Source organism: Cupriavidus sp. HE11 (assembly GCF_056097175.1).
On sequence record NZ_CP184464.1, the window covers coordinates 3140709 to 3164384 of the forward strand.

Genomic DNA, 23676 nt, shown 5'->3' on the forward strand with positions numbered 1-23676 from the left:
ACGCCAGGCGCAGGATGCGCTCACGAGTGCAGCGGTACGTTCTGCCTGTCGCGAAGGACGGGCCGCCAGTTCCGTGCGCCAAGGCCGAGGACGAGCAGCATCACGCCTGAGACAATCGCGTAGGTACTGATCATCCAGACGAGAGCCAGTGCGCCGGCACTGGGAACGAGCAACACGAAGACGCCGAACAGCACCGACAGGATCCCGATGAAAAACAGCAGCCAGTCGTTGCGACCACGTCTCTTCAGCCGCACCCCGGCGATAAGATCAAGTACTCCGGTGACGATGGCGTTCCCGCCCATTACGGCGATCAGCACGAGCGCCGTCACATCTGGCGCTGCGACGGCGATCAGCCCCGCCGCGATGCTGCACAGGCCTAGCAGCAACGGGATCCACCAATCCGAGCGGATCGCACGATGTCGTATCGCCCCGCTGACCGCCGCGACGCCTCCGATGAGTGCATACGCCGCGAACATCGCGACCAGAAGCAGCAGCGTGAGACCAGGCCAGAAGAGCGCGAGGAGGCCGAAAAGTATCCCTGCGGCGCCGCGCAGCGCGAGCATCCACCATGCGCGTCCGAGCAGTTCTTCCATTGTGGGTACCTCGGTCGAGTCGACAGTATGCGGCTAACACGGCGTGCGCAATTGTTATGCCGCGACTGTCCACAAGTATACGTCCGGGAGGCGCGCGGTTCTTTCGAGTTCCTGCCCAGAGGTGTCGGATTCCTGCACGCGTCGGTCACTCATGGATCGCGTCGCGAGCGCTTCACCGGATCGTCGGGCGGATATGAGCGAGGCGGAAAGCCCGGGGCGTGCAGCCTGCGTATTGATGAAACACCGCGGTGAAGTGCTGCTGCGTCTGGAAGCCTGCGCGTGCCGCGACATCGATCAGCGGGAGACTTCCTTCGAAAAGCATCAACTCCGCGAATTTCAACCGCTTGATAGTCAGGTAGAAGTGGGGCGTAAGCCCTGTCGCGCTCTTGAAAGCATGCGCAAAATGCGACGCGCTCATGTGCACGAGCGCGGCAAGGCGCTCGATCGGGATGTTCTCCGCGATGTGTTCGTGTATGAAGTGATCCACGACGCTCAGTTTTAGCTGAGAGAGACTCGTACCTACCTCGAGCGCATCGGCGTGGCGGCCGTACCGGCCCGCGAGATGAAGTGAGATTACGTCGGCGAACGCAGCGAGGCACACGGGGTCCGGGCTTATGCCGGAATGCAACGCGGTAAGCATGTCGGCCGCTTCGCGCAGGAAAGGGTCCCACGCCGTGAACCAGCACGGGATATCGCAGGCGGCCCCGGTACCGAGTCCATTTCGAGCGGTTTCGCTCAGCCTGGCCGAATTGAGTGCGAGGACAATGCCGCGCGGATCGTCTTCATTGTCGACTTCGATGCTAGCCTCCGCCGGCACGATAGCGATGAACGGCGCACTCACGCTAATACGGTGAGAGGAGCGCGCGCTGCTTCCGACGGCACTAGCATGCGCCGTGGTCCGGTCCGCCGGGATGACACACGAGATCCATTGCACAGACTTTACGGAGCTCTCCGTGCAGGAGACGCCGATCGAGTGGTAGTAAAGACAACGCAATTCTGAAGAACGACACATTTGCTCCATGGTGCGCGTTCTCCAAGACGGCGGATCGATCGTGGTGCATTCAAGTCTAGTATTCCATGTCCGTCTACGTTGGGTGTTTTTTTGCATCCATAGGGACGCGCCGCATTGTCAGATGCGTTCCTTGCGATCTTGCGCGATGCGCTCGGCGGTTGCGGCATCAACGGGATCGTCGCGCTGCCGCATCAGCCAGTAGACGCTGCCAAGCGCAACCAGTCCGGCCGCGAGTGCGGCGATGTGAGCCGGGTCCGTGGCTGGATCGAGGATGATGAACTTGCGCGCTATCGCGAGCAACGCCACGAGGATCACGGTTTTGACTTGCACGATATGATCTCTCCTTAACATGACGCGAATGATCGAATGCTTGAACTCCATCGCGATCAAGAGCGTCATCACCATCCCAAAGATCGCCTGGAACACCGCATGATCCAGAGGATCGAATGCCCCTGACAGCAACAGCGCGATGACCGCCCGAATCAACTGCCACAGCGATACGAGGACGACCGCCGAGATCACGATGCTCAGGATATGCGCGATGATCTGCTCGAAGCACTCATAGATGGTCAGCACGCGCCATTGCAGCCGAAGCTTGTCAAGGTTCAAGGGAATGCCTCATTTGCATATTGATGGGCGGACTTGCGGAAAAGCTCGCGCATCCAGTGACGGCGGTCCAGATGACTCTCAGTGGATTTCAACCTCCTCTTCGGACTCTATGGGTTCGGGCCAACTCGCAGGCCACCATCCACCTACTTCCTTGACTATGATTAGTTCTGGAATCAAGCATTCGAAACTATGGAGAGCCCGTTCCTTGATGAGTCTCCAAAACTCGGCTTTGAAGATTGCAAGCCCCTCCTCAAAATTAATCAACGCAACGGGCGCAGCTAGGATGGCCGCTTCTTGGGCGTTCTCCGTAAAGATTCTCTTCATGACATCATGCGGGTGCGACCACGTGACAGTCGCATAGAGAGCGTTGTGAGTCGACCGCGTGTGTAGCGCCGGCATTAACATATGGAAGCCACAGCTTTTATCTCTTAAATACGCCAATTCAAGTGTCAATTTTATTTCATCGATAAGATTAATTGATGTTATACGGATTTTGTGTGGCTCCATGAATTGACAATCTCTATTTTTCGCGCAAGCTAGCTCATTCGCTAGTTTAATCACGGCCCGATCCTCGGGCTCGTCTTGCTGAACCTTCACGACATTTTTCGACTCTCGTAATGGGGGAATAGATTGTAAGTACTCCTCCCCGATATAAACGAGCCGGTAGCCATCATGGCCAAGATTTCGATCACGTTCCGGACACAACTCAGGGATCATTGAGTGGCCATTGCCTTCATAGACGGCATGAAGCCATTCAACCTCGTCGAACTTTTTCTGTACTCCGCGCCAAGTGAAAGTGGTATCCAGAAAGAGACCGAATTCCTCGCCGTTCAGTCCCGGCGGATGATCATGGTTGAATTCGCTAAGCCGTGCCGCCATATAAGGCAGCGCCGCGCCGTGATGAGTAGGAGAGTAGGCTTGAAAGGTGTCAACAATAGTCTGGCGCACGCCGGCATCAAGCGAGCCCTGCAGTCCGAGGATCGCGTTTGCGTGGGCACCCAAGGTGGTCCGCATTGGAATCAGGATGAAGCAATCAGCGAGAGGCTGCTTGAAGCGGTCAATACGGTAGTGCCGGCGAATCGCCGAGACAATTTGGACCTCGCCGAGTGATCCCGGCAGAGGATGCCGTGAGCTTGTAGTGAATCCACGCGCTGACAGCCGTGATGGATCCGGTGCCAAGTTAAAGGTGTCGCCGTTCCTGCGCGGTTGGCAGACCCAGTCAAGTAGTCGGGGGTCGCTTAGGTGCACAGGATCTGTGATCGCGTCCATAGTTGCCTCGTAGAGTTAGTCAGGGCATCGTCGTTAGCACATCTCCGGCGTAGGGACATCCATGCCAGCAAAACCATCCACCGCCTGCTCAAGCGCCTTGCCGACCTCGGCTGCGAGCTTCAGCCGGTCTCTCCGGCACGAATGATTCTTACCAGACACTAACGGCTTGCGTATCGAGCCTGTAATCCGTTCCCGCAAGCTTGGCGCTGGAGTCCCCCGCGCCGAAGCGAGGGACCACATGAGTGCCAAGCTCTTCGACGACTTCGGCAGCGCTTCGGTGGCCGTACTTCAGATTCAAAATGACGTGGTCAACTCCAATCTCCTGCAGGACATCGAGCAAGTCAATCAGATGGCGCCTGCCAAGCTTGAACCCCAAGTGAATCGGCGAGGGTGCTGTCGACGGCGATGCATCGAGGTCAATGTAGAGCGACTGCATGAACGGCTTGTACACGCTCCCGGATTGCCCGATAACTTCCTGCCGCCATTTATCTACGATCAATCGTTGGAGGTGAGGAGGACGGGGGTAGGTGATCCACCCGCAGGCATGTTTGGCAATCCAATCCAGCGATTGGCGACTGTGTCCAGTCACGAAGAGCGGAATCTCGTTTGTAGTGGGCTTTGGAATCAGGTCGGCACCGATTAGCTCTCCGTCACTCCAACTGACGCGCTCAAAGCTCGTGTGCTGAACCCGTCGGATCACTTCCAACCTTTCGCGGAAAATCTCGCCTCGCTTTTCCGGGTCGATGTTGAACGCTGGAAACTCAACCGGACGGTCACCGGAAGCGACTCCCAATAGTAGGCGGCCATTACTCAGTTGATCGACGCTCGCCGCCGCTTTGGCAGTATGCAAGGGGTTGCGCAACGGTAGTACGATCGAAGCCGTGCCGAGGGCGATGTTTGATGTGTGGGCGGCCATAAACCCCATGTAGACCCACGGATCGAAAACCTGGCCCACATCGCCAAAGCTTGGGTCTCTCAGCGGAACATCACGGAACCATAACGCTGAAAAACCTAACTCCTCGGCGCGCTTTGCAAGTGCAACCTGGTTGTGCATCGTCGGCCGGTCTCCCTCGAAAGCCTCAATGGGAAAGAACAATCCCAAGCTAAGAGAACCAGGCGAGAAGGTATGTCCAAATCCCCTATGCCGCTGGTAAGGAACAGTACTAGGTTGGTACATCTACATACCCCGGTTCAAGGCAACTCGTTGTGCCAAAGCTATGGGTGACGCGCGTATCGTCAACATTAGCCACGGAGTCGGAAAGACGCTGCACGCGCGCGAGTTTGAGGACGTCCAGGAGTTTCTTTCGTTTCGCGCCTTTCCTTTCACTTGCCAGCAGCCCGCGCTCGATAACAGCGGTTCACCTGTCCCCACACGGTAGACGCATCGCAGGGGAGTGTCTTTCGCGATTCTGCCGGATTTTGTTGGCGTTCTGCCGACGCTTCCATAACATCGGTCGTGCGACTCTTCCGGCTTGCGGCCGGCAGACGCAAAGCCCTGCTCCCGCCCGACGACGCCCTCGCTGCATCCACTAGGGCGCTCCCCTTTGCGGGCCGGATGTTCCAATCCCGTGCCGAGGCTCGAGGCCAACGCTCTGTGGCGTGAATTCTTCGAGAACGGCAGAGTCGCTGAGGCACGGCAGGGCCGCATCGCCCCCAATGGTGCGATGGACAGGACGACTGCAGGATCGTGAAATATCTGAGCAGAAACCGAAAAGAAGCGCGCGCGGCCTCATGGCTAGACTGCGCGTAGAGCGGGATCTTGCCGATGTGCTTTGACGCCGACGCTTAAATGCGTCTATAGCAACGCTTTTCGGGCCGACTCAAAAATACTAGGAGCGAATATGCCTGATAAGAAAATCGCCCCCGGAGAAGCCCGGCAGCACGACGAGCAAGCTTCCCTACACAAGCTGTTCGAACCCGTAAAGGTGGGTCCGTACAACCTTCGTCATCGTGTCGTAATGGCGCCGCTGACGCGTTCGCGCGCGAACCAACCAGGCAACATTCCGTCGCAGCTCAACGCCTGCTATTACGCGCAGCGAGCAGCGGCCGCGCTCATCATCAGCGAGGCAAGCCAGGTGTCGATGCAAGGACAGGGCTACGCATGGACGCCTGGGATACATACCCCGGCGCAGGTCGAAGGCTGGCGGCTCGTGGCGGACGCTGTGCACGAGGCGGGAGGGTTGATGTTTATGCAGCTGTGGCACGTAGGACGCATATCACACCCCTCATTGCAGCCCGATGAAATGCCGCCAGTTGCACCTTCTGCGGTCCAGCCGAAAGCAGAGGCGTTCATTGAGAACGAGCGGGGCGAAGGTGTCGTCGCGCCCTGCGTCAAGCCTCGCGCGCTGCAGGTCGAAGAGATGCCATATCTCGTGCGCCAATACTCCAGGGGTGCGCGCAACGCAAAGGCTGCTGGTATGGACGGCATCGAAGTACATGGCGCGAACGGATATCTGCTCGACCAGTTCCTGTTGTCCGGAACGAACTGCCGCACGGACGAATACGGCGGATCAAGCGAGCGTCGGGCCAAGCTGCTATTCGAGGTGATCGAGACGGTTTGCGAAGTGTGGGGGCCAGAGAGGGTCGGCGTAAGGCTTTCTCCTCTTGGCACCTTCAACGACATGTACGACGACGATCCCGAGGCCACCTTTTCTTACGTCATCGAAAAGCTCAATCGATACGGGCTGGCTTATTTGCACATCGTCAATCCTGCGTTGGCGGCGGCCGGTGAGGATGTGGCCTTCATCGAGCGCGCGAAACGCATGAGCCAGATGATACGTCGCACTTATCAAGGTGTGCTAATGGTCGCCGGCGGGTTCGACGGCGGCAGTGCGGAAAGATGGCTCGAGGACGGCAACGCGGACCTGATCGCGTTCGGACGTTTGTTCATCGCCAATCCCGACCTGCCGGAACGCTTCCGGTTGCATGCCCCGCTCAATTCGCCGGATCCATCCACGTTCTACGGGGGCGGCGAGCGTGGATATACCGACTATCCGTCGCTCGCGCAGGAGCGCGGGGAAGCCCCACGGTCCGTCCCCGATGGGCGCTGGAGATAGACGGTCGCTGACGGCAAGTTCGCTGGCGTCACGCGACGATTTGCGATGGCCGCCGAGCCGGCGACCGATCGCGTTGAGAGGTGCACCATGGCTGACACTACCTGGGTTGTCGTCGCCGACGGCAGCCGTGCTCGAATCTTCGAGACCCCGGGACTTAAACTAGACCTGCGGGAAATCGAAGACCTCGTCAATGTCGCCCCTAGTGGGCCGGCGCTGAGCGAGAAGGAACGCGAAAAATTCGCGAAGATCGTCGCCGACCGTGTCGAACAGGGACGGCTTCATCACCGGTATCAACGATTGCGATTTGCCGCGGAGCCGAAATTTCTCGGCATGCTTCGCAAGCGTCTCAGCGAGGAGACGCGGCAGATGATTTTCGAAGACATCAACGAAGATCTCTCGGCCCTCGATGCGCGCGAAATTCAGGCGCACCTGGCAAGGCATTGAAGGCGAAGTGCCAGCGGCGCGCGGAAAGTTCGATTTCGACGCGGCGGGACATTACTCGCGTCCCGATATATTCGCCGTCGACAATCGCCCGAAGGCCGCCGTTTCGACTCCTTTTCCTTCGGCGCAGAACAACCTGGGACGCCAGCGGCATCGCGCCTGTAGAACTTGCGGTGTCGCTCATGGCTGGTCTCCCGTGATAGCGCTGTTGCGTGGATGGTGTTGACGCCCACGGGGGACGGTCAGGTATTTGAGACTGAGGAAAGCATAACAAATCACCGTGGCGGTCAGACCAAGCAGGATGTAGTTGGTTCTGGGCAATAGCAGGGCAAGCCCGGTCAACACGAACACGACCAGGGTGTTGATGACCAACTGGCGCCGCAGCTCGGGACGCTCCATGAAATAGGCGTACTGCTTACCAATGAAAAAGCAGACGGTGCCGATGACCAACAGTACCCGGAAATCAGATACCCGCATGTCGTCCAGGATCGCGTGCCGGATCAGGCTGGCCAGGATCGACAGGCCGATGAAAACGAAGAAATGCGAGTACGCGATCGAATGACCGGTCGTGAGCTTCTGTTTGGACAGCAGGTGAAAACTGTCGAAGTAGACCCACCAGATGCTGGATATCGTCACGAAGCCGGTGGCGGTGGTCACCAGCCTCTCCACAGTCCAGTTGATATTGGCCAGTCCCGCCGACAGGCTAATCACGGACTCTCCCAGTAAGATGAGCGTGAGCAGGCCCACACGCTCGATCAGGTGTTCGGTATGCACTGGGATGCCCCGGAGATGACGCGGTAAAAAAATGAGGAACGCAACCAGATCGAACAGTATTCCAAGGTAAAACACGACATATCGCTGTGGCGCCGGGAACAGGATCGAAGCGAGGCTGATGGTGGCACCAGCGAGGGTCACCCACCCAACTGCCGTTGTGAGATACACGCTTTCCTTGTGCCGGTGTTTCGACACGAAATACATCATGGCGATGATGTATTTCGAACCGGCGTAGCAGATGATGATGGCCTCAAAGCTAGCCAGGAATCGTTGGTCGATCAGGCCTGAGATGATAATCAGCAGGAACATGATGAACAGGGTTGCCAGCCGATGCTTCCGGTCGTCCGCGTCGAACCGGTTGGCATATATCGTGTGGCTGACCCAAATCCACCACAAGGGTATGAAAGCGAGGACGTATTGCCAGAACTGGAGTGGGTCAAGATGACCCTCGCCCGTGTGGTTCAGGATATGCGTTAGGTCACCGATCGCTACCACAAGAATCAGGTCGAAGAACAACTCGAGCCAGGTGGCACGGCGATTGAGTTCGAAATATTTCGTGTTGTGCATTTCGGGCCTAACAAGTAATGCTGACGCACCAATCGTCAGTGGTTGTTGCGTCGTGAGAAAGCATTTGGCTTGTGGACCTTCATGGGCCGCTTCGCGCGGACCGTGTCAGTCTGGGAGCACCGCTCTCTAGCGTACACGCTTCCTTCTGTCATGCTGCGAGGTACTGCCGCAGATACTCGGCGGTGCGGCTTTCCTTCGCGCGCACGATCTCCACTGGTGTGCCGCTCGCCACGATCTTGCCGCCGGCGTCGCCGGCGCCCGGGCCGACGTCGATGACCCAGTCGCTTTGCGCGGCCACCCGCATGTCATGTTCGACTACCACGACGGTATTGCCGGCATCCGCGAGTCCCTGGAGTTGCACCATGAGACGGTCCACGTCGGCGGGATGCAGGCCGGTGGTCGGCTCGTCGAGGATATACAGCGTGTCCCCGCGCTGCGCGCGTTGCAGTTCGGTGGCGAGTTTGATGCGCTGGGCTTCGCCGCCGGACAGTTCGGTGGCCGGCTGGCCGAGCCGCAGATAGCCGAGGCCGATGTCGCGAAGCACTTTCAACGCGCGCATCACGCTGGCTTCGTCGGCGAAGAAGTCGCAGGCGGCGTCGACGGTCAGGCCGAGCACCTCGGCGACGTTTTTATCGCGCCACGTGACTTCCAGCGTCTGCGTGTTGTAGCGCGTGCCGTGACATGTCGAGCAGGGCGCGTAGACGCTCGGCAGAAACAGCAGTTCGACGCTGACAAAGCCTTCGCCTTCACATGTCGGGCAACGGCCTTGCGCCACATTGAACGAAAAGCGGCCCGCGCTGTAGCGGCGCTTGCGGGCGAGCGCCGTGTCGGCGAACAGCTTGCGCACGTGGTCGAACAGGCCCGTGTAAGTGGCAAGGTTGGAGCGCGGCGTGCGGCCGATTGGTTTCTGGTCGACGCGCACGAGTCGCCGCACGGCGTCCATCCCTTCGGTGATGCGGCCGCCGGTCGGCACGGCGGTGGCGGCGAGCAACGGGTCCTGCTCTTCGTTGTCCGGGTTTTCGAAGGCGCGACCAAGGTGGCTTGCGACCAGCTCGGGCAGTGCTTGGCTCACGAGGCTCGATTTGCCCGAGCCCGACACGCCTGTGACGGCAGTCAGACAGCCGAGCGGAAACGCGGCATCGAGCCCGTGCAGATTGTTGCGCGTGATGCCGGCGAGCCGCAGCCAGTCGGCAGGTTTGCGCGGCATACGTTCGAGCGGCGCTGGCGGCGCGAACAGATGCCGGCGCGTTTGCGACGCGTCCACCTTCGCGAGTCCTGCGGGCGGCCCGCTAAAAACCACATGGCCGCCTGCTTCGCCGGCCGCGGGACCGACATCGACGAGCCAATCGGCGCGCCGCATCATCTGCAAATCGTGCTCGACGACGAACAGCGAATTGCCCGCGGCCTTCAGGCTCTGCAACGCGCCGAACAGCGCTTCGCCATCCGCGGGATGCAGGCCGGCCGATGGCTCGTCGAGCACATACACAACGCCGAACAACTGCGACGACAGCTGCGTGGCGAGTCGCAAGCGCTGCAGTTCGCCGGACGACAGCGTGGGCGTGCCGCGCTCCAGTGCGAGATAACCGAGACCCAGATCGACCACAGTCGTCAGGCGTTCGAGCAACTCGGCCGCAATGCGTTGCGCGGCGACCCGTTTTTCTTCAGACAGGTTGGGTGTGCGCCGAACATCCGGCGAGGATTTGTGCGCGGAACCGCCTGCGGCGACCCGCTTATCGACGGCATCGCGCATGGCGTTCTTGCTGAGGACGCTGGCTTTGCTGGCGTCTTTTCCCGGGTGTGCGACATCCGACTCGGGCCACTCGCCACGTGCGATCGGTTCGAGCATCTCGGCAAGTCTGGCTAGCGGCAACTGGGAAAACTCGCCGATATCGAGCCCGGCGAACTTCACCGACAGCGCTTCCTTTTTGAGCCGCTTGCCGTGACAGGTCGGACAGACGCTGCCAATCATGAATTGCGACACGCGTTTTTTCATCAGCGCGCTTTGCGTGTTCGCGAACGTGTGCAGCACATAGCGGCGGGCACCGGTGAATGTCCCTTGATAGCTCGGTTCGTCCTTGCGCTTGAGCGCGGCGCGGGTTTCTTTCGGCGTGAAGCCGGCGTAAACGGGCGCGGTCGGCTGTTCGTCTGTGAAGAGAATCCAGTCGCGGTCTTTCTTCGGCAAGTCGCGCCACGGTTTATCGACGTCGTAGCCGAGCGTCACCAGAATGTCGCGCAGATTCTGTCCGTGCCACGCGGGGGGCCATGCGGCAATCGCGCGTTGGCGAATGGTCAGCGAGTCGTCCGGCACCATGGATTTTTCCGTGACCTCGTACACGCGGCCGATTCCATGGCAAGTCGGGCAGGCGCCTTGCACCGTGTTCGGCGAGAAGTCCTCGGCGAACAGCATGGGTTGCTTTGGAGGATAGTCGCCGGTACGAGAATAGAGCATGCGCACGAGGCTCGACAGTGTGGTCACGCTGCCAACCGACGAACGCGCGCTCGGCGTGCCGCGCTGCTGCTGCAACGCGACCGCGGGAGGCAGGCCTTCGATGGCGTCCACTTCGGGCACGCCGACCTGCTCGATCAAGCGCCGGGCATACGGCGCGACCGATTCGAAATAGCGCCGCTGCGCTTCGGCGTACAACGTGCCGAATGCCAGCGACGATTTCCCCGATCCCGACACGCCGGTGAAGACGACCAGCGCATCGCGTGGAATCTGCACATCGATGTTTTTCAGATTGTGTTCGCGAGCGCCGCGCACCCGCACGAAGCCGGTGAAGGCGGGTTCCTCGGACTGCGGCGGCGTCGAGCGAGCTTTCTTGCGGATGGCGTCCATATCGATGAGTGGCGAATCAGCATGGCCCTGCGGGCGAACGCTAGTGAAGTTGCATGGAGCACGGCCGGCGTCGCATCACGTATTCCGCCTGCCTGGGGCGATGGCAGTAGACCACCGCATCGTCCGCGTAGCGGGCGAACGGCCAGTTGGGGCTGGTACGGTGCATCCATCGACCGAATGTGTCATGCATGAACAGGTTCATCAGGATCGGACTGACGACACCGCCCCGGGGGTGTCCCGAGCGTGCGGGGCACACGTACCCCGTCCGCTGTCTCAAACGGCGCAACCAGCCACGGTTCGATATATAGCAGTATCCAGTCTTCCCTGATGTGGATGCGCACCGCTTTCATCAGCAGTCCGTGATCGATCTAATCAAAGGCTGCCTTGATGTCAAATTCAACCCCTCCGTCATATCGCCAGCAGCGTTCACGAGTAATCGGTGCAGGGACAGGCTTGCAGCTGGATATCCGTTGGTGTCATGACATGCGCAGATTTTTGCGGAATGCTGCCGTACGTCCGCATCTGAAGGCCGCGCAGCAGGAGCGCAGAGATCCGACACGTTCTTGCAGGAATGAGGAAGAAGTGCGAGCGGCAAGAGCCTAGTCTCGATGTCATCGCTATCGGGTCATTGGTCACGTCGACGAGATCAGCGTCATCTCTTAGCCTGCATACGTGGCCGGGATCGCGATGATCGGCAGGCCATGCTGAACACTGAGATCATCACGCTGGAACAGGCGCCTGAGGCGTACAAAACGTTTGGCGAAGGCTCGCCGAAGAAATTCGTCATCGATCCGCACGGCAGCGTGAAGAAAGCCGCATAGAGCCGGCAGGTGATACGGGGCGCTCGACTGCTCCTCACCTTCCGGCGCCCCGATCCGTCGCATGGGGGGGTGAGATAGCCGGACGGGTCATCGACTCGCGAGGGCGCCCGAGATAGATCCGTAACATCACGCTGGAACATGGAGCGGGAAGTCGTGGCAAGCAATCTCGGCGTAGTCTATCGATGTTCTGAGAAAGTCGCTGTCGAGACCCTTCGGGACCCCGCTCGGGCGCAAGCTCGATCACGGGGTCTAACAGACCTTGACAACTTCCTGCTCCATCAGCCGGCTCGCAGCCGCGAATGACTCGCTGCGGCTTTCGCGTGCATGTCTCACGCGGCCGTTTCTCTAATTCTGGGAGTGGCTATGAAAGCAGTTGTCTATAACGAGTCGGTTCCGCACGGTTCGCCCGATGCCCTGACCGACACCACGTTGCCCGAGACTGAGCCAACCGGGTACGACCTGTTGGTGGAAGTGCATTCGGTCTCGGTGAACCCGGTCGATACCAAGATCCGTGGCGGCGTGCTGCCGCCACCAGTGGTACCTAAGGTGCTGGGCTGGGATGCGTCTGGCGTGGTGCGCGCCGTGGGCGACAAAGCAACCCTGTTCAAGCCCGGCGATCGCATCATGTACGCCGGTTCGCTATTACGGGCGGGCACCAACAGCGAGCGGCACCTGGTCGACGAGCGCATCGTCGGTCCGATGCCGAAGAGCCTCAGCTTCGAGGAAGCGGCCGCGCTGCCGCTGACGTCGATGACGGCGTGGGAGTTGTTGTTCGACCGTTTGCAAGTGCGCGAAGGCAAGAACCCGATCGGGATGCTGCTAGTCATTGGCGGCGCTGGCGGCGTCGGCTCGATACTGGTCCAGCTGGCGCGCCAACTGACCGGCCTGACCGTGATCGCCACCGCATCGCGGCCGGAAACACAGGAGTGGGTGCGCGAGCTTGGTGCGCACCATGTGATCGACCACACGAAGCCGATGCCGGAGCAGTTGCGCGGCCTTGGCATGGACGAGGTCGATTACGTGGCGAGCCTGACCCACACTGACAAGCACCTGGTCGAAATCGCCGAGATGCTGGCGCCGCAGGGCAAGCTGGGGCTCATCGACGACCCAGAGTCGCTCGACGTGCCGATCCTCAAGCCCAAAAGCATCTCGCTGCACTGGGAATTGATGTACACCCGCTCGATGTACCAGACCCCGGACATGATCGAGCAGCACAATATTTTGGTCCAGGTCGCCAAGTTGGTCGACGCCGGCGTGCTGCGCACGACGCTGGCGGACCATTTCGGCACCATCAACGCGGCCAATCTGCGCCGCGCCCATGCCTTGCTCGAGAGCGGCAAGGCGCGAGGCAAGATCGTGCTGTCCGGCTTTTGAGATTTTGAGGCTCTTTTGAGCATGGAGTGAGTAATGGCCTTCAGCGGGCGTGCGCGTTCAAGGCCGAACAGTCGAGTTTGCCAGCGACAAGAAACAGCACGGTTCGCATGGCTTCGAAGCGCGTATCGCCGCGAGCCTTGCGCTTGGCAGCCTGAAACAAACCGTTGATGGATTTGATCTGGTCACGAGGTCCAGTGCAGCGATCAGCCGCCAGCGCTGGCGTCGAGTGTCACTTTCGCGAACGGCACGCGAGATGAAGACCGCAGATCGAATCAACGTGAGTTCATGACTGCATAGCAGCCGCTCACCGACCGAAGGGGCAATGACTGCGGCTGGCCGGGTTGAGGCGGCGCCACCGACAATTCGCCCGCCTGAAAACGGTCGTTGAGCGACGGCGGAAGAGATCTCCGCTATTCGAATTGGACAGCGAGGTTGAGCGACCGCTTGTGGCCGGACTCGGCCAACTGTCTACCGCGGGACTGCAACTGACTCTGAACGTTGCCGCTCCGGGACGCTCAGCGCAAGAACGGCTATATGAGTAGAGAGGACAACTCTCTTTGGGGAAGGCGAACTCCATTCAGCCGTTCCGCGAGCGCTAACCCAGCAGGGATTCAATTGTCACTGCCACAATTACCGAATCGGCGACGCTCACGACGTTGGGCGGCCAGCGATCCTCGATCTCAGTTTATCGAGCCTTGACAGAAATAGCTGAAGCGTCGGTGTGGCATTGCTGGGGCTATACCCGATCACGAGATCGATGGTCGGGATTCGGCCGCTCAGCGGCCGGCTGACCACGGACCACGGCATCAGGTTCTCCACATAGGCGGGAATCAGCGTCATGCCTCGGGTCGATGCGATCAACGACATCACCATCGCCGGGTTGTCGACGCTTTGCGCGATCTCCACCTCGACCCCCGAACTGGCCAGGTAGGCGTCCACCACCTGCCGGAGCACCTTCGCCTTGTCTCCCATGGCGATAAACGGCTCGTTCCGAAGATCCTCGACACGCAGTGCATCGCGCGCGGTCAGTGCGTGGTCGCTAGGCATCAGCACGACCAGCGGCTCCTGGGCAACCACTTGGTATTCGAGCCCATATCCAGGCTCGGCGCGCATGAAGGCGACGTCCAGCTTGCCATGTGCCACGGCGGCGGCCAGTTCCGTCGAGTAGTCGCTCGACACGCTCACCTCAATATTCGGTAGCTCCGCACGCAGCAAATGCATGGCGTCCGTGAGCCATGTCATCTCCTGGCCCGTCAGGAACCCGAGTGCAAAGCGCGGCTTGGCCGGCTGCGCCGCACGGCGGGCCGCTTCGACGGCGGCATCGACCTGTGCCATGGCCAGCCGCGCGTGATCAAGAAACGCCTGTCCGGCTTCCGTGAGGACCACGCCTTGCGCGCTACGACGCAGCAGTTCCACGCCAACTTGGTCCTCGAGGTCGCGGATCTGCCGACTGAGCGAGGGTTGCGACGTATGCAGCCGATTGGCCGCAGCTTCCGTCAGGCTGCCCGCTTCCGCGACGGCGATGAAGTACCGAAGATGTCTGAGTTCCATGTTAGCCATGCCTGGCAGGCATGCCCACCAGCCTACAAAGTCTTTTTTCCGGGCGCTCGGAGCCCCTAGATTGGGTCCTGTAGCAACCATGTTCCGCTGTACACGCAGTGCTACCCATACGTGACAGCGATACCCTACAGGAGTTTTCCATGAGCAGCATAGTAGTTCTCATCACTGGCGCACTGACCGGCATCGGTCGCGCCACCGCAGTCGCTTTCGCCCGTACCGGCGCGAAGCTTGTCGTCTCCGGTCGTCGCCCTGTGGAGGGTGCCGCACTCGAAGCCGAATTGCGCGAACTCGGCGCCGAAGCCCTGTTTGTGCAGGCCGATGTACGTCATGACGAGGATGTCCGCCAACTCGTCGACCAGGCCGTATCGCACTTCGGCCGGCTGGATGTCGCCGTCAACAACGCCGGCACGGAAGGCCAGCCCGGCCCGGTGACCGAGCAGACCCCCGAGACCTACGCGGCCGGGTTCGACACGAATGTACTGGGCACGCTGCTGAGCCTGAAGCACGAGCTCCGCGTCATGACGGCGCAGCGTTCGGGCGTGGTGATCAATATCTCGTCGACCTATGGCCATGAAGGCGCGGCGTACGCCGCTGTCTATGCCGGCAGCAAGCATGCCGTGGAAGGCATCACGAAGTCGGCTGCACTCGAAGTTGCCAGTACCGGGGTGCGCGTCAATGCCGTAGCGCCTGGTCCCACCCAGACAGGCATGCTTGATCGCTTCACAGGAACACCGGAGAACAAGGCGGCGTTGGCGAGCGGCGTGCCGCTGGCCCGCCTCGGCAAGCCGGAGGACATTGCCGCTGCCGTGGTCTATCTGGCATCCGGCGGCGCGTCGTTTGTGACGGGGCAGATCCTCACCGTCGATGGCGGCAAGACCGCCGGCTGATCCCCTCGACCACGTATCTCGGAAAAACTGTCATGTCCAATACATTGTTTAGCCCGCTGGCTCTCGGCCAGATCCAGCTCGGACACCGCGTCATCATGGCTCCGCTGACCCGTCTGCGTGCGGACACCGATGGTGACGTGCCCAATGCATTGATGCGCGACTACTACGCGCAGCGCGCGTCGGCAGGCGGCCTGATCATTGGCGAAGCGACCACGGTTTCCGCGACGGGACGTGGGTACCTGGGGGCGCCGGGGCTATACACCGATGCCCAGATGGAAGCCTGGAAGTCGGTCGTGGCCGCCGTGCATGCGCGCGGCGCCCGTATCGCCGCGCAGCTCTGGCACGTGGGACGCACCTCGCATGCAAGCCTGACCGGCGGGGCCGCACCTGTCACGGCGTCGGTCGTCCCGTATGAAGGCGTCGCCTTCACGGCGGATGGGTGGACCCCGGCCTCGCCGGCTCGGGCACTTGAAAGCACCGAGATTCCCGCGCTCATCGAGGACTACGTCAGCGCCGCCAAACGTGCCCTTCAGGCTGGGTTCGATGGCGTGGAGATCCATGCCGCCAACGGCTATCTCATCGACCAGTTCCTGCAGGATGGCAGTAACGTTCGGACGGATCGCTACGGCGGTCCGATCGAGAACCGCGCGCGCCTGCTGCTCGACGTTGTGGACGCCGTCCGGAATGTCTGGGGCCCCGGGCGAGTGGGTGTGCGTCTGTCGCCGAGCAGCCAGTTCAATGGCATGTCCAATCGCGATTCCGATTCGGATTCCCGCTACGTGGCGCAGGCACTGTCCAGGCGACAGCTCGCCTATCTGCACGTCGTGGAGCCTCGCGTCGTGGGTTCGGAAGAGGTTGCGGAGGACCTGCATGCCGTGGCGGCGCGTGATCTGCGTGAGCATTTCGGTGGGCCGGTCATTGCCGCGGGCGGGTTCGACGGCACCGAGGCACAGGCCGAGATCGCACGTGGCCATGTCGATGGGGTGGCCTTTGGACGCCACTTCATTGCCAACCCGGATCTGCCTTCGCGCCTGCGCGCTGGACTGCCGCTGAATCCCTACGACCGCGCCACGTTCTACGGCGGCGATGCCCGGGGCTACACTGATTACCCCGTCTGGCAAGCCGCCTGAACAAAGGAGCTATCGACCATGAACACGCTGACGGGTAAGACCGCGCTCGTGACGGGCGCGTCGCGGGGCATTGGCCGGGCGAGTGCGCTGGCACTGGCCAGGGCCGGCGCTCAGGTGCTGGTTCACTACGGCAATGGCGCTCGCGATGCGGACGCAGTGGTTGCCGAGATCCGGGCATTCGGCGGAAAGGCGGAGAAGATCGCCGCCGACCTGCGTGCCCACGATGGCCCCCATGCGCTCGCCGAGAGGACGCGCGCCATCATCGGCGGCCGGCTCGACGTTCTCGTCGCCAATGCCGGAATCTCGCGTGCGGCGACCATCGAGGAGACCACGGTGGAAGACTTCGACGACCTGTTCGCGGTGAACGTGCGGGCGCCGTTCTTCCTCGTCCAGCAATTGCTGCCGGTGATGTGCAAGGGCAGCAGCGTCCTTTTGCTGTCGTCGCTCGCGGCACATTCCGTCGTCGGGACGCTGCCTGCGTACTCGGCGACCAAGGGTGCCATCGACACGCTTGTCAAACACTTCGCCTCGGCCCTCGGCGAGCGCGGCATCCGCGTCAATGCGGTGGCGCCAGGCGTAGTACCGACCGAGATGTCCAGCTTCGCCAGAAGCGAAGAGGGCAAGGCGTTCACGCTGGGCATGCAGGCACTCAAGCGCATCGCCGATCCCGAGGATATCGGTGCGGCTGTCGAGTTCCTGGCATCAGACCGGGCTCGATGGATCACCGGCGAGACGCTGCGCGTCGACGGCGGCTCGAAACTCTAACTGGAAGAAACCATGAAACTCCATCACTCCAATGGCTCGCCAAACTCGCGTCGCGTCAGGATGCTGATTGCGGAAAAGGGGCTTGACGTCGAGCTCGTACCGGTCGATCTCGGTGCGCGGGAACAGCTCTCGGACGCGTATCGCGCAATCAATCCACGCGGCGTCGTTCCAACCCTTGTGCTCGACGACGGTACTGTCATCGGCGAAGCGTCAACCATCATGCGCTATCTCGACGATGCCTTCGCGCCGTCATCGCTGTATGGCACGACGCCCGCCGAGAAGGCCGTCGTCGCGATGTGGGAGCGCCGCATGGAGATTGAGGGATTCGCTGCCGTCATGGAGGGCGTTCGAAACGCGGCTGCCGGACTCAAGGGACGAGCCATTTCGGGCCCGCACGGGTACGAACAGGTTCCGGCTCTGGTCGAGCGCAGCAAGCAACGGGTTGCGAATTTCTATGACGACCTGGAAGCGCAGTTGGGGCGCGCGACGTACGTCGCAGGGAATCAATTCTCTGCAGCGGATATCACCGCGCTCGCTACCGTTGACTTCGCGACGAAGGCGCTTGCGATGGCGATACCCGAGACACATGTGCGGGTGAAGCAGTGGCATGAGGTCGTTACCGCCCGTCCGAGTGCCACGGCATAAGCGTTGGATTTGCGACGGAGGTATGGACCGCCGCTGGCAAACATTGGCCCGCGGCGCAGAATTCGTTTGGGATATCCCGTCGTTCCACGGCGGCCCCCGAGCAAGTGGCACGTTGGTCGGACGGAGGATGAAAGGAGTGCATTCCAATGCGGCCATCCAGGCAGGAAGGATCTGATCTAGCCGGATGACCATAGGGTTGACGATGGCGTTTCAGCCCTCACCTATCGAGAGAGCCATGAAAGCAAAGATCCGAGCTTCCGTCGTCTGCATCCGGGGCGAACGGGTCTTGCTGGTTTCGAAGGATGGCTAGCGATGGGCGCTTCCGGGTGGCAGGCCGGGCAAGGGCGAGACATTGTACGAGGCGGCGCTGCGTGAGCTCCGGGAAGAGACCGACCTGCGAGCGCGCAGTCTGTCCTTCGTGTTCCAGGGGTGGTGGGCGCCACCACGGTCCACCATGTGTTTGTGGCCAGCCTCGCCAAGGCTGCCGCCCCGCGCCCCCTTAACGAGATCGCGTACTGTGATTGGGTGTCACGGCATGCTCTCGGGCAGCGCGGCGTGAGTTCAACCACGCACCGGATTGTGAGCGACGTCTTTTTGGTCAGCGATCGCTAGTCGCAGTGTCCGGCCGGCGCCTGGCGGGAATCGGTCCCCTGTTGTACGGGAAGGCTCCCGCCCAGACTGGTTCGAAGTAGGCCTCACACTGGCTTAATCATGCGGGTTCCCAGGCAGTCTCCCTTCATCTCGCAGCAAGTCCCTAGCACTGCCGGCCTCGTCTTCCGCGGTATCGCCTGTCTCTGCCGCGAGCCCTGCGAACGTCAGAACGCCCGTCTTGACGTCCAGCGCGCAGTAACCTGTCTCCAGCAGTTCCGTCACGACGGCCCGCGGTTTGATCCCCGGCAGTGGCATGTTGGCCGTGATTTCGGTGCGGTCTGCCGTGTAGGGCGTGCCGAGCCACAGTCGTACCAGGAGGGGGCAGTCAGCCGGATCTTGGTTGTGGGGCAGGATCAACGCGCGGTTCCCGCAGCGCAACAAAAGAATGTCCATGATTCAGAGGTAGTGGGGCCGGTGAAGTAATAGCCCCATTGCAGTAAAAAGTTCGCAGCCCATGCGAGGGCAGTCTTCCCGGCGCGCTTCGGCACGTAGCCGAAGATCTGCGCCGAAGCTTTTCGGATCTGGTGCGGATCAAGGGCAATCTTTGACGGGCAGACGGGTCACTACGCTACGCAGTCAAGTGAGGAGCGCAACGTAACGGGCCGGCCATTGGGCTTGTGTGGTTTGCCGATCGGCGCGATCCATTCGGCGGGGGCTTCGGCCGTCGCTGGGTTGACCTGCAACTGGCCCAGGCTGACCACCGTGTTGGCGATCGGATCCCATAAATTCGCGCCGACAATGCGGCCATGCAGGGGAGAGCGCAGCGTGAGCAGTTTGTGACCCTGCGCCAGTGCGGCAAGGATGCGTCGTTGATCCACGGACAAAGTCATGCCTCATGTCACCTGTCTATGCGGTGTTGGCAGCCGGCCAGCCTCGGGGGCAAGGCAACTTGGCGCGCTGCGCCATCAATATTGCAGATTACTCGCCGGTTTTCAAATACCGTGAACTAGGTATTGCCGGGTGCACGTCACGCACCCGGCCTCCACCGCCACCAGGTGGCGCGAGCGACGGGCATCCGGGGGTCGGAATGTTTGGGCGGCAAATCGCCGTGGCAACGCGCTCACGTGGTTCCGACGGCCGCTGTTACACGGTTGCAACCAGCTCTTCATCTGTTTCATTCTTGTTACGAATCGTTGCAATGGCGCTGCGCGGGGTCGCGTGGACAACGCTTATGCTGGCGCTCCGATTCAGCGCCGAGGAGACGCGATTATGAAAACAAGAAGCGGACTTAATTTAAAGAAAATCTTTGCGATGTTGCCGGTTCCATTCATCGTCGTTGCCTGCGGTGGCGGGGACGGAGGCAGCAGCGACAACACGCCGACCAATGGCACGTTGCATGTGGCGATGACTGACGCCCCGTCCTGCGGCTTTGATCATGTCTACGTCACGGTCAACAAGGTGCGGGTGAACAGCAGCAGCAATGCCGGGGACAACGACGGCGGCTGGACGGACATCTCGCTGCCCACCCCGCAAAAGGTCGACCTGCTGTCGCTTACGAACGGCGTGTTGTTCGATATTGGTCGCGCGCCTCTGCCCGCCGGGCAGTACCAGCAGGTACGTCTGGTGCTGAACGCGAACCAGGGTGGTTCGTTGGCGAACTCCGTGGTGGTGTCTGGCACGACGAACGAGGTGCCGCTCGCCACGCCGAGCGCTACGCAGAGCGGCTACAAGATCATCCGGCCCTTTACGGTGCCAGCCAACACGTTGGTCGACCTGATTCTGGACTTCAATGCCTGTAAGTCGATTGTCCAGCAGGGCAACGGCTCGTACAGCCTCAAGCCGGTGATCACCGCTACGCCGCTGACGGTGAGTGGGACCATTGCCGGCTATGTGCCTGCCGCACAGGCCGGTGCTACGGTCTACGCGGAACAGAACGGGCAGATCATTCGCGGAACGGTGGCGGATGCCAATGGCCAGTTCGTCCTGACACCGCTCATCCAGAGCAGCACCAACGGCACTTATGACGTGGTGGTGGTCGACAACAAACTGCCATCGGGCCATGCCACTGGCATTATCCGCACTGTGCCGGTGACGGCCAGTGCCACGACCGCGCTCTCGACCGCGGCCGCGCCCATCACGCTGCCCACTTCGGCGACCAACACCGTTTCCGGCGCCGCCACTGCATCGGCGCAGGCGTCGGTACGCGCGCTGCAGACCATCAGCTCGGTGTCGTACGAGATTGCCTCGACGAACGCCAATCTCGATACTGGCGCGTATTCCCTGGCGTTACCCGCCGCGGCGCCGCTGATCGGTACATACAGCCCGACGCTGCCGATTGCCCTGTCCGCCGCACCGGTTGCCGGGCAGTATTCGGTTCAGGCCACCAGCGCAGCCGGCGCGACGCAGACCAGTGCTGCGAACGTATCGGGCGCCAGCCAGAGCGGCGTGAACTTCAACTTCTAACCCAGCGAGGAAAAGGGGCGTCAGCCCCTCTCAACTATGAAAACCATTGTCGTCATGCTCACCTTTGGCGCCATGCTGCTTGGCGGCTGCGCCTACTACGTGCCAGACTACGGCCCCTCCGGCAAACCACAGGGAGGGCCAGGCAACAACTATTGTCCGCCAGGACAGGCAAAGAAAGGCAACTGCTGAGCCGGGTGAGGAAGGCCGGCGATGTATCGCAAGAGACTTCCGGCCGTAATGCAAATGCGAATTGCAGGCGGCAGTGCAACAGTTCGTAACTATTTACGCTTTCGGACGCATGCTGAAAGCGCGAGCGAGATCGACTAGGGATATATCCGACTCCCCGGAGGAGTTGCTGTAGGCCTTCTAAGACCCGTCTTCCTCCATATTGCCCGCCGCTCGCCGGCGGGCTTTTCTATTTGTGGTCAACGCATAGCCAGCCTAATGAGGGTGGCGGCTTGGAAGTACAAAGCTGTCAAACATTTGTTCGGAGCATGTCCTACCCGGCAAAAAAATCTATGGTCACCCCCGTTTTGGCAACCTTGAGCTCTGACGAAGTGGTTGGCTTGCCTAAATCTATCCGGCGTCGTTTGTGGGGATCGCTCCCCGCGCCACGATGAGAGTCGCGCCTGACGGTCCTGAAAAGGTTCTCGGCTTCGAAAGCCGATTTTTTTGCGAGGTTCTCCGTCAGGCCGGTGTGCCGTTCACGTCATCAAATTTCAGCGGTTGCAAAACTAGATGGGTTGACTTCGGTAAAGCAGTAAGCGGGATCAGGCTGATCAGACCGGCATAACAGCCGCTCCCGCATCGAAGAGAGTATTGCGGGTTGCCAACGCCCAAGCCGTGCGAGCCAGTTTGTTCGCGAGGGCACAGGCCACGACGTTTGAGTGCCGTCGCGCCAGCATTGCACGGACCCAATCGGCGAGTGGGCCGCTCTGCCGCTCAATCCGCTGCATGTACGCCCGAGCACACTGAACCAGCAGGCGTCGGATGTTTTTGTCGCCCCTCTTACTGATTCCCAGTAATTTGGCCTTGCCGCCTGTGCTGTACTGACGTGGCACAAGGCCGACGGATGCTGCAAAGTCTCGGCTGCATCCGTACTGCTTGCCGTCGCCCATCTCGGCGGCCAGCACACTTGCAGTTATCGGGCCGACGCCGGGAATCGTCAGCAGACGCTGGCCTAGCGCGTCGTCGGCCAGTTGCCGGCTAATCTCTTTGTCGATCTCGCCAATCTGTTCGCTCAGGTACTTGAAGTGAGCATGAAGGCGTTCGAGGATGGCGACTAGAGGCGGTGGCAGTGGATGCTCGGCGAGAACGACCGGTAGGCGTGCGATAACGGCCTTGCCGATCGGGAGACTGATGCCGAATTCGAGCAGAAAGCCATGCATCTGGTTGACGGCTTTCACCCGATCACGCACTAGCGAATCGCGTACCCTGTGCAGGGCCGACATCGTTTGCTGCGATTCAGTCTTTGGCGTCACGAACCGCATGGCAGGGCGCGATGCCGCCTCGCAGATCGCCTCGGCGTCCACGAAGTCGTTCTTGTTGCCCTTGACGAAGGGCCGTACGAACCGCGGCGAGATTAACTTGACCTGGTGGCCAAAGCTGGCGAGCTTGCGGGCCATGTGGTGCGCCCCGGCGCAAGCTTCCATGACCACCGTGCAAGCGTGGAACGTAGCGAAGAACTCGATCAACTGTGTGCGCCCCATCTTCTTGCGAAACACGGCTTTGCCGTGTCGGTCTTGGCCGTGAAGGTGGAATGAATGCTTGCCCAGATCGATCCCAACCAGCGTCGCGTCTTGCATGATGGCCTCTCCAGAGAGAAAAACACCGCTACAGCGTAACTCGTGCGTAGAGTGGGGGTGACCATCCCAAAAAAAAAAGCCCGCGGCAGATTGCTCGCGGGCTGGGACGGTGTCATGGGGTCAATCACGACTGTCACATTTTCGTGCGTTGTGGCTGGCGTGTCCGCCCCACTCAAGAATGGGTGTGTGTACGGCCGGAAAAGGAGTGAGCGGCGCAGGGACGCTCCGCTCACCCATAAAAAGACGCTGGAGCGGGTTCGCAGCGAAACTCTTGTAACGGCATATCGCGGCGAGAACTGAGATAAATGGACTGTCCGGAATGCTGCCCTTTTGGCAAGTTGTGCCCTGCCGGGGCAGAGAGAATTGCTAATCTTTGACGCTCTCGCGATTGCGAGGCATTCTCGCGGACATGGAGTCGCCCACGCCCACAATGGCGACTTCCGGTTTGGTATTGCCATTAGTGGTAACGATCTTGAAG

General features: G+C 60.9%; 21 protein-coding genes and 1 pseudogene. 9 read left to right on the plus strand and 13 right to left on the minus strand.

Features of this window, described 5'->3' with window-relative positions:
• Nucleotides 1-20: 20 nt before the first annotated feature.
• The 5 genes from ACOABP_RS14610 to ACOABP_RS14630 all read right to left on the minus strand — a co-directional run bounded on the left by ACOABP_RS14610 (nucleotide 21) and on the right by ACOABP_RS14630 (nucleotide 4660).
• Entirely contained in the window at nucleotides 21-593 is a 573-nt protein-coding gene (locus tag ACOABP_RS14610; RefSeq protein WP_474225767.1) for an HdeD family acid-resistance protein, read from the minus strand.
• A gap of 172 nt (nucleotides 594-765) precedes the next feature.
• A complete protein-coding gene (locus tag ACOABP_RS14615; protein WP_474225768.1) occupies nucleotides 766-1434 on the minus strand; it encodes a helix-turn-helix transcriptional regulator in 669 nt (222 codons plus the stop codon).
• A gap of 288 nt (nucleotides 1435-1722) precedes the next feature.
• Nucleotides 1723-2214: a phosphate-starvation-inducible PsiE family protein gene (locus ACOABP_RS14620; RefSeq protein WP_474225769.1), complete on the minus strand. Its 492-nt coding sequence runs from the start codon at nucleotides 2212-2214 to the stop codon at nucleotides 1723-1725.
• A 78-nt stretch (nucleotides 2215-2292) separates the two neighbouring features.
• Entirely contained in the window at nucleotides 2293-3483 is a 1191-nt protein-coding gene (locus ACOABP_RS14625) for a hypothetical protein (RefSeq protein WP_474225770.1), read from the minus strand.
• 148 nt (nucleotides 3484-3631) lie between these two features.
• Nucleotides 3632-4660 (minus strand): LLM class oxidoreductase, encoded by a 1029-nt coding sequence (locus ACOABP_RS14630; protein WP_474225771.1) that lies wholly within the window; start codon nucleotides 4658-4660, stop codon nucleotides 3632-3634.
• A gap of 664 nt (nucleotides 4661-5324) precedes the next feature.
• Here ACOABP_RS14630 and ACOABP_RS14635 point away from each other — a divergent pair.
• A complete protein-coding gene (locus tag ACOABP_RS14635; RefSeq protein ID WP_474225772.1) occupies nucleotides 5325-6539 on the plus strand; it encodes an alkene reductase in 1215 nt (404 codons plus the stop codon).
• 87 nt (nucleotides 6540-6626) lie between these two features.
• On the plus strand, nucleotides 6627-6983 hold the full coding sequence (locus ACOABP_RS14640) for a host attachment protein (RefSeq protein WP_474225773.1): 357 nt from the start codon (nucleotides 6627-6629) through the stop codon (nucleotides 6981-6983).
• A gap of 177 nt (nucleotides 6984-7160) precedes the next feature.
• Here the strand turns inward: ACOABP_RS14640 and ACOABP_RS14645 are convergent, their stop codons facing one another.
• From ACOABP_RS14645 to ACOABP_RS14655, 3 genes are all read right to left on the minus strand, one after another.
• Nucleotides 7161-8321 (minus strand): low temperature requirement protein A, encoded by a 1161-nt coding sequence (locus tag ACOABP_RS14645; RefSeq protein WP_474225774.1) that lies wholly within the window; start codon nucleotides 8319-8321, stop codon nucleotides 7161-7163.
• A gap of 148 nt (nucleotides 8322-8469) precedes the next feature.
• Nucleotides 8470-11157 (minus strand): excinuclease ABC subunit UvrA, encoded by a 2688-nt coding sequence (locus ACOABP_RS14650; RefSeq protein WP_474225776.1) that lies wholly within the window; start codon nucleotides 11155-11157, stop codon nucleotides 8470-8472.
• 40 nt (nucleotides 11158-11197) lie between these two features.
• On the minus strand, nucleotides 11198-11413 hold the full coding sequence (locus ACOABP_RS14655; protein WP_474225777.1) for a reverse transcriptase domain-containing protein: 216 nt from the start codon (nucleotides 11411-11413) through the stop codon (nucleotides 11198-11200).
• Between the two features lie 928 nt (nucleotides 11414-12341).
• Here ACOABP_RS14655 and ACOABP_RS14660 point away from each other — a divergent pair.
• Entirely contained in the window at nucleotides 12342-13352 is a 1011-nt protein-coding gene (locus tag ACOABP_RS14660) for a zinc-binding alcohol dehydrogenase family protein (RefSeq protein WP_474225778.1), read from the plus strand.
• A 40-nt stretch (nucleotides 13353-13392) separates the two neighbouring features.
• Here the strand turns inward: ACOABP_RS14660 and ACOABP_RS14665 are convergent.
• Both ACOABP_RS14665 and ACOABP_RS14670 read right to left on the minus strand, forming a co-directional pair.
• Nucleotides 13393-13530, minus strand: a pseudogene (locus ACOABP_RS14665) (ISL3 family transposase); the annotation flags it as partial.
• A 470-nt stretch (nucleotides 13531-14000) separates the two neighbouring features.
• Entirely contained in the window at nucleotides 14001-14903 is a 903-nt protein-coding gene (locus ACOABP_RS14670; RefSeq protein WP_474227845.1) for a LysR family transcriptional regulator, read from the minus strand.
• A 149-nt stretch (nucleotides 14904-15052) separates the two neighbouring features.
• On the opposite strand from ACOABP_RS14670, the gene ACOABP_RS14675 reads away from it, so the two are divergent.
• The 5 genes from ACOABP_RS14675 to ACOABP_RS14695 all read left to right on the plus strand — a co-directional run bounded on the left by ACOABP_RS14675 (nucleotide 15053) and on the right by ACOABP_RS14695 (nucleotide 18898).
• Complete coding sequence (locus ACOABP_RS14675) at nucleotides 15053-15799, plus strand: SDR family NAD(P)-dependent oxidoreductase (protein ID WP_474225779.1); 747 nt, start codon at nucleotides 15053-15055, stop codon at nucleotides 15797-15799.
• Between the two features lie 32 nt (nucleotides 15800-15831).
• The gene (locus ACOABP_RS14680) at nucleotides 15832-16929 is read left to right on the plus strand and encodes an alkene reductase (protein ID WP_474225781.1); all 1098 of its coding nucleotides are present in this window, start codon (nucleotides 15832-15834) and stop codon (nucleotides 16927-16929) included.
• 18 nt (nucleotides 16930-16947) lie between these two features.
• The gene (locus ACOABP_RS14685) at nucleotides 16948-17694 is read left to right on the plus strand and encodes an SDR family NAD(P)-dependent oxidoreductase (protein WP_474225783.1); all 747 of its coding nucleotides are present in this window, start codon (nucleotides 16948-16950) and stop codon (nucleotides 17692-17694) included.
• A gap of 12 nt (nucleotides 17695-17706) precedes the next feature.
• The gene (locus tag ACOABP_RS14690; protein ID WP_474225784.1) at nucleotides 17707-18339 is read left to right on the plus strand and encodes a glutathione S-transferase family protein; all 633 of its coding nucleotides are present in this window, start codon (nucleotides 17707-17709) and stop codon (nucleotides 18337-18339) included.
• Between the two features lie 352 nt (nucleotides 18340-18691).
• Nucleotides 18692-18898 (plus strand): hypothetical protein, encoded by a 207-nt coding sequence (locus ACOABP_RS14695; protein WP_474225786.1) that lies wholly within the window; start codon nucleotides 18692-18694, stop codon nucleotides 18896-18898.
• A gap of 146 nt (nucleotides 18899-19044) precedes the next feature.
• Here ACOABP_RS14695 and ACOABP_RS14700 read toward each other — a convergent pair whose 3' ends face one another.
• Together ACOABP_RS14700 and ACOABP_RS14705 are read right to left on the minus strand one after the other, a co-directional pair.
• Nucleotides 19045-19383: a hypothetical protein gene (locus tag ACOABP_RS14700; protein ID WP_474225788.1), complete on the minus strand. Its 339-nt coding sequence runs from the start codon at nucleotides 19381-19383 to the stop codon at nucleotides 19045-19047.
• A gap of 170 nt (nucleotides 19384-19553) precedes the next feature.
• Complete coding sequence (locus tag ACOABP_RS14705) at nucleotides 19554-19820, minus strand: hypothetical protein (RefSeq protein ID WP_474225790.1); 267 nt, start codon at nucleotides 19818-19820, stop codon at nucleotides 19554-19556.
• A 379-nt stretch (nucleotides 19821-20199) separates the two neighbouring features.
• Between ACOABP_RS14705 and ACOABP_RS14710 the strand changes: the two genes are divergently transcribed.
• A complete protein-coding gene (locus ACOABP_RS14710; protein ID WP_474227846.1) occupies nucleotides 20200-21393 on the plus strand; it encodes a DUF4382 domain-containing protein in 1194 nt (397 codons plus the stop codon).
• A 779-nt stretch (nucleotides 21394-22172) separates the two neighbouring features.
• Here ACOABP_RS14710 and ACOABP_RS14715 read toward each other — a convergent pair.
• Nucleotides 22173-23198, minus strand: a complete 1026-nt coding sequence (locus ACOABP_RS14715) for an IS110 family RNA-guided transposase (protein ID WP_474225792.1) — start codon at nucleotides 23196-23198, stop codon at nucleotides 22173-22175.
• Nucleotides 23199-23676: the final 478 nt, after the last annotated feature.

Bases quoted from the DNA above. Each gene is read 5' to 3' on its own strand.
- ACOABP_RS14685 (WP_474225783.1), top strand. From the start codon at position 16,948: ATGAACACGCTGACGGGTAAGACCGCGCTCGTGACGGGCGCGTCGCGG.
- ACOABP_RS14640 (WP_474225773.1), top strand. From the start codon at position 6,627: ATGGCTGACACTACCTGGGTTGTCGTCGCCGACGGCAGCCGTGCTCGA.
- ACOABP_RS14650 (WP_474225776.1), bottom strand. From the start codon at position 11,157: ATGGACGCCATCCGCAAGAAAGCTCGCTCGACGCCGCCGCAGTCCGAG.
- ACOABP_RS14700 (WP_474225788.1), bottom strand. From the start codon at position 19,383: ATGGACATTCTTTTGTTGCGCTGCGGGAACCGCGCGTTGATCCTGCCC.
- ACOABP_RS14710 (WP_474227846.1), top strand. From the start codon at position 20,200: ATGAAAACAAGAAGCGGACTTAATTTAAAGAAAATCTTTGCGATGTTG.
- ACOABP_RS14705 (WP_474225790.1), bottom strand. From the start codon at position 19,820: ATGACTTTGTCCGTGGATCAACGACGCATCCTTGCCGCACTGGCGCAG.
- ACOABP_RS14675 (WP_474225779.1), top strand. From the start codon at position 15,053: ATGAGCAGCATAGTAGTTCTCATCACTGGCGCACTGACCGGCATCGGT.
- ACOABP_RS14670 (WP_474227845.1), bottom strand. From the start codon at position 14,903: ATGGAACTCAGACATCTTCGGTACTTCATCGCCGTCGCGGAAGCGGGC.
- ACOABP_RS14715 (WP_474225792.1), bottom strand. From the start codon at position 23,198: ATGCAAGACGCGACGCTGGTTGGGATCGATCTGGGCAAGCATTCATTC.
- ACOABP_RS14610 (WP_474225767.1), bottom strand. From the start codon at position 593: ATGGAAGAACTGCTCGGACGCGCATGGTGGATGCTCGCGCTGCGCGGC.
- ACOABP_RS14660 (WP_474225778.1), top strand. From the start codon at position 12,342: ATGAAAGCAGTTGTCTATAACGAGTCGGTTCCGCACGGTTCGCCCGAT.
- ACOABP_RS14635 (WP_474225772.1), top strand. From the start codon at position 5,325: ATGCCTGATAAGAAAATCGCCCCCGGAGAAGCCCGGCAGCACGACGAG.
- ACOABP_RS14690 (WP_474225784.1), top strand. From the start codon at position 17,707: ATGAAACTCCATCACTCCAATGGCTCGCCAAACTCGCGTCGCGTCAGG.
- ACOABP_RS14645 (WP_474225774.1), bottom strand. From the start codon at position 8,321: ATGCACAACACGAAATATTTCGAACTCAATCGCCGTGCCACCTGGCTC.
- ACOABP_RS14630 (WP_474225771.1), bottom strand. From the start codon at position 4,660: ATGTACCAACCTAGTACTGTTCCTTACCAGCGGCATAGGGGATTTGGA.
- ACOABP_RS14680 (WP_474225781.1), top strand. From the start codon at position 15,832: ATGTCCAATACATTGTTTAGCCCGCTGGCTCTCGGCCAGATCCAGCTC.
- ACOABP_RS14625 (WP_474225770.1), bottom strand. From the start codon at position 3,483: ATGGACGCGATCACAGATCCTGTGCACCTAAGCGACCCCCGACTACTT.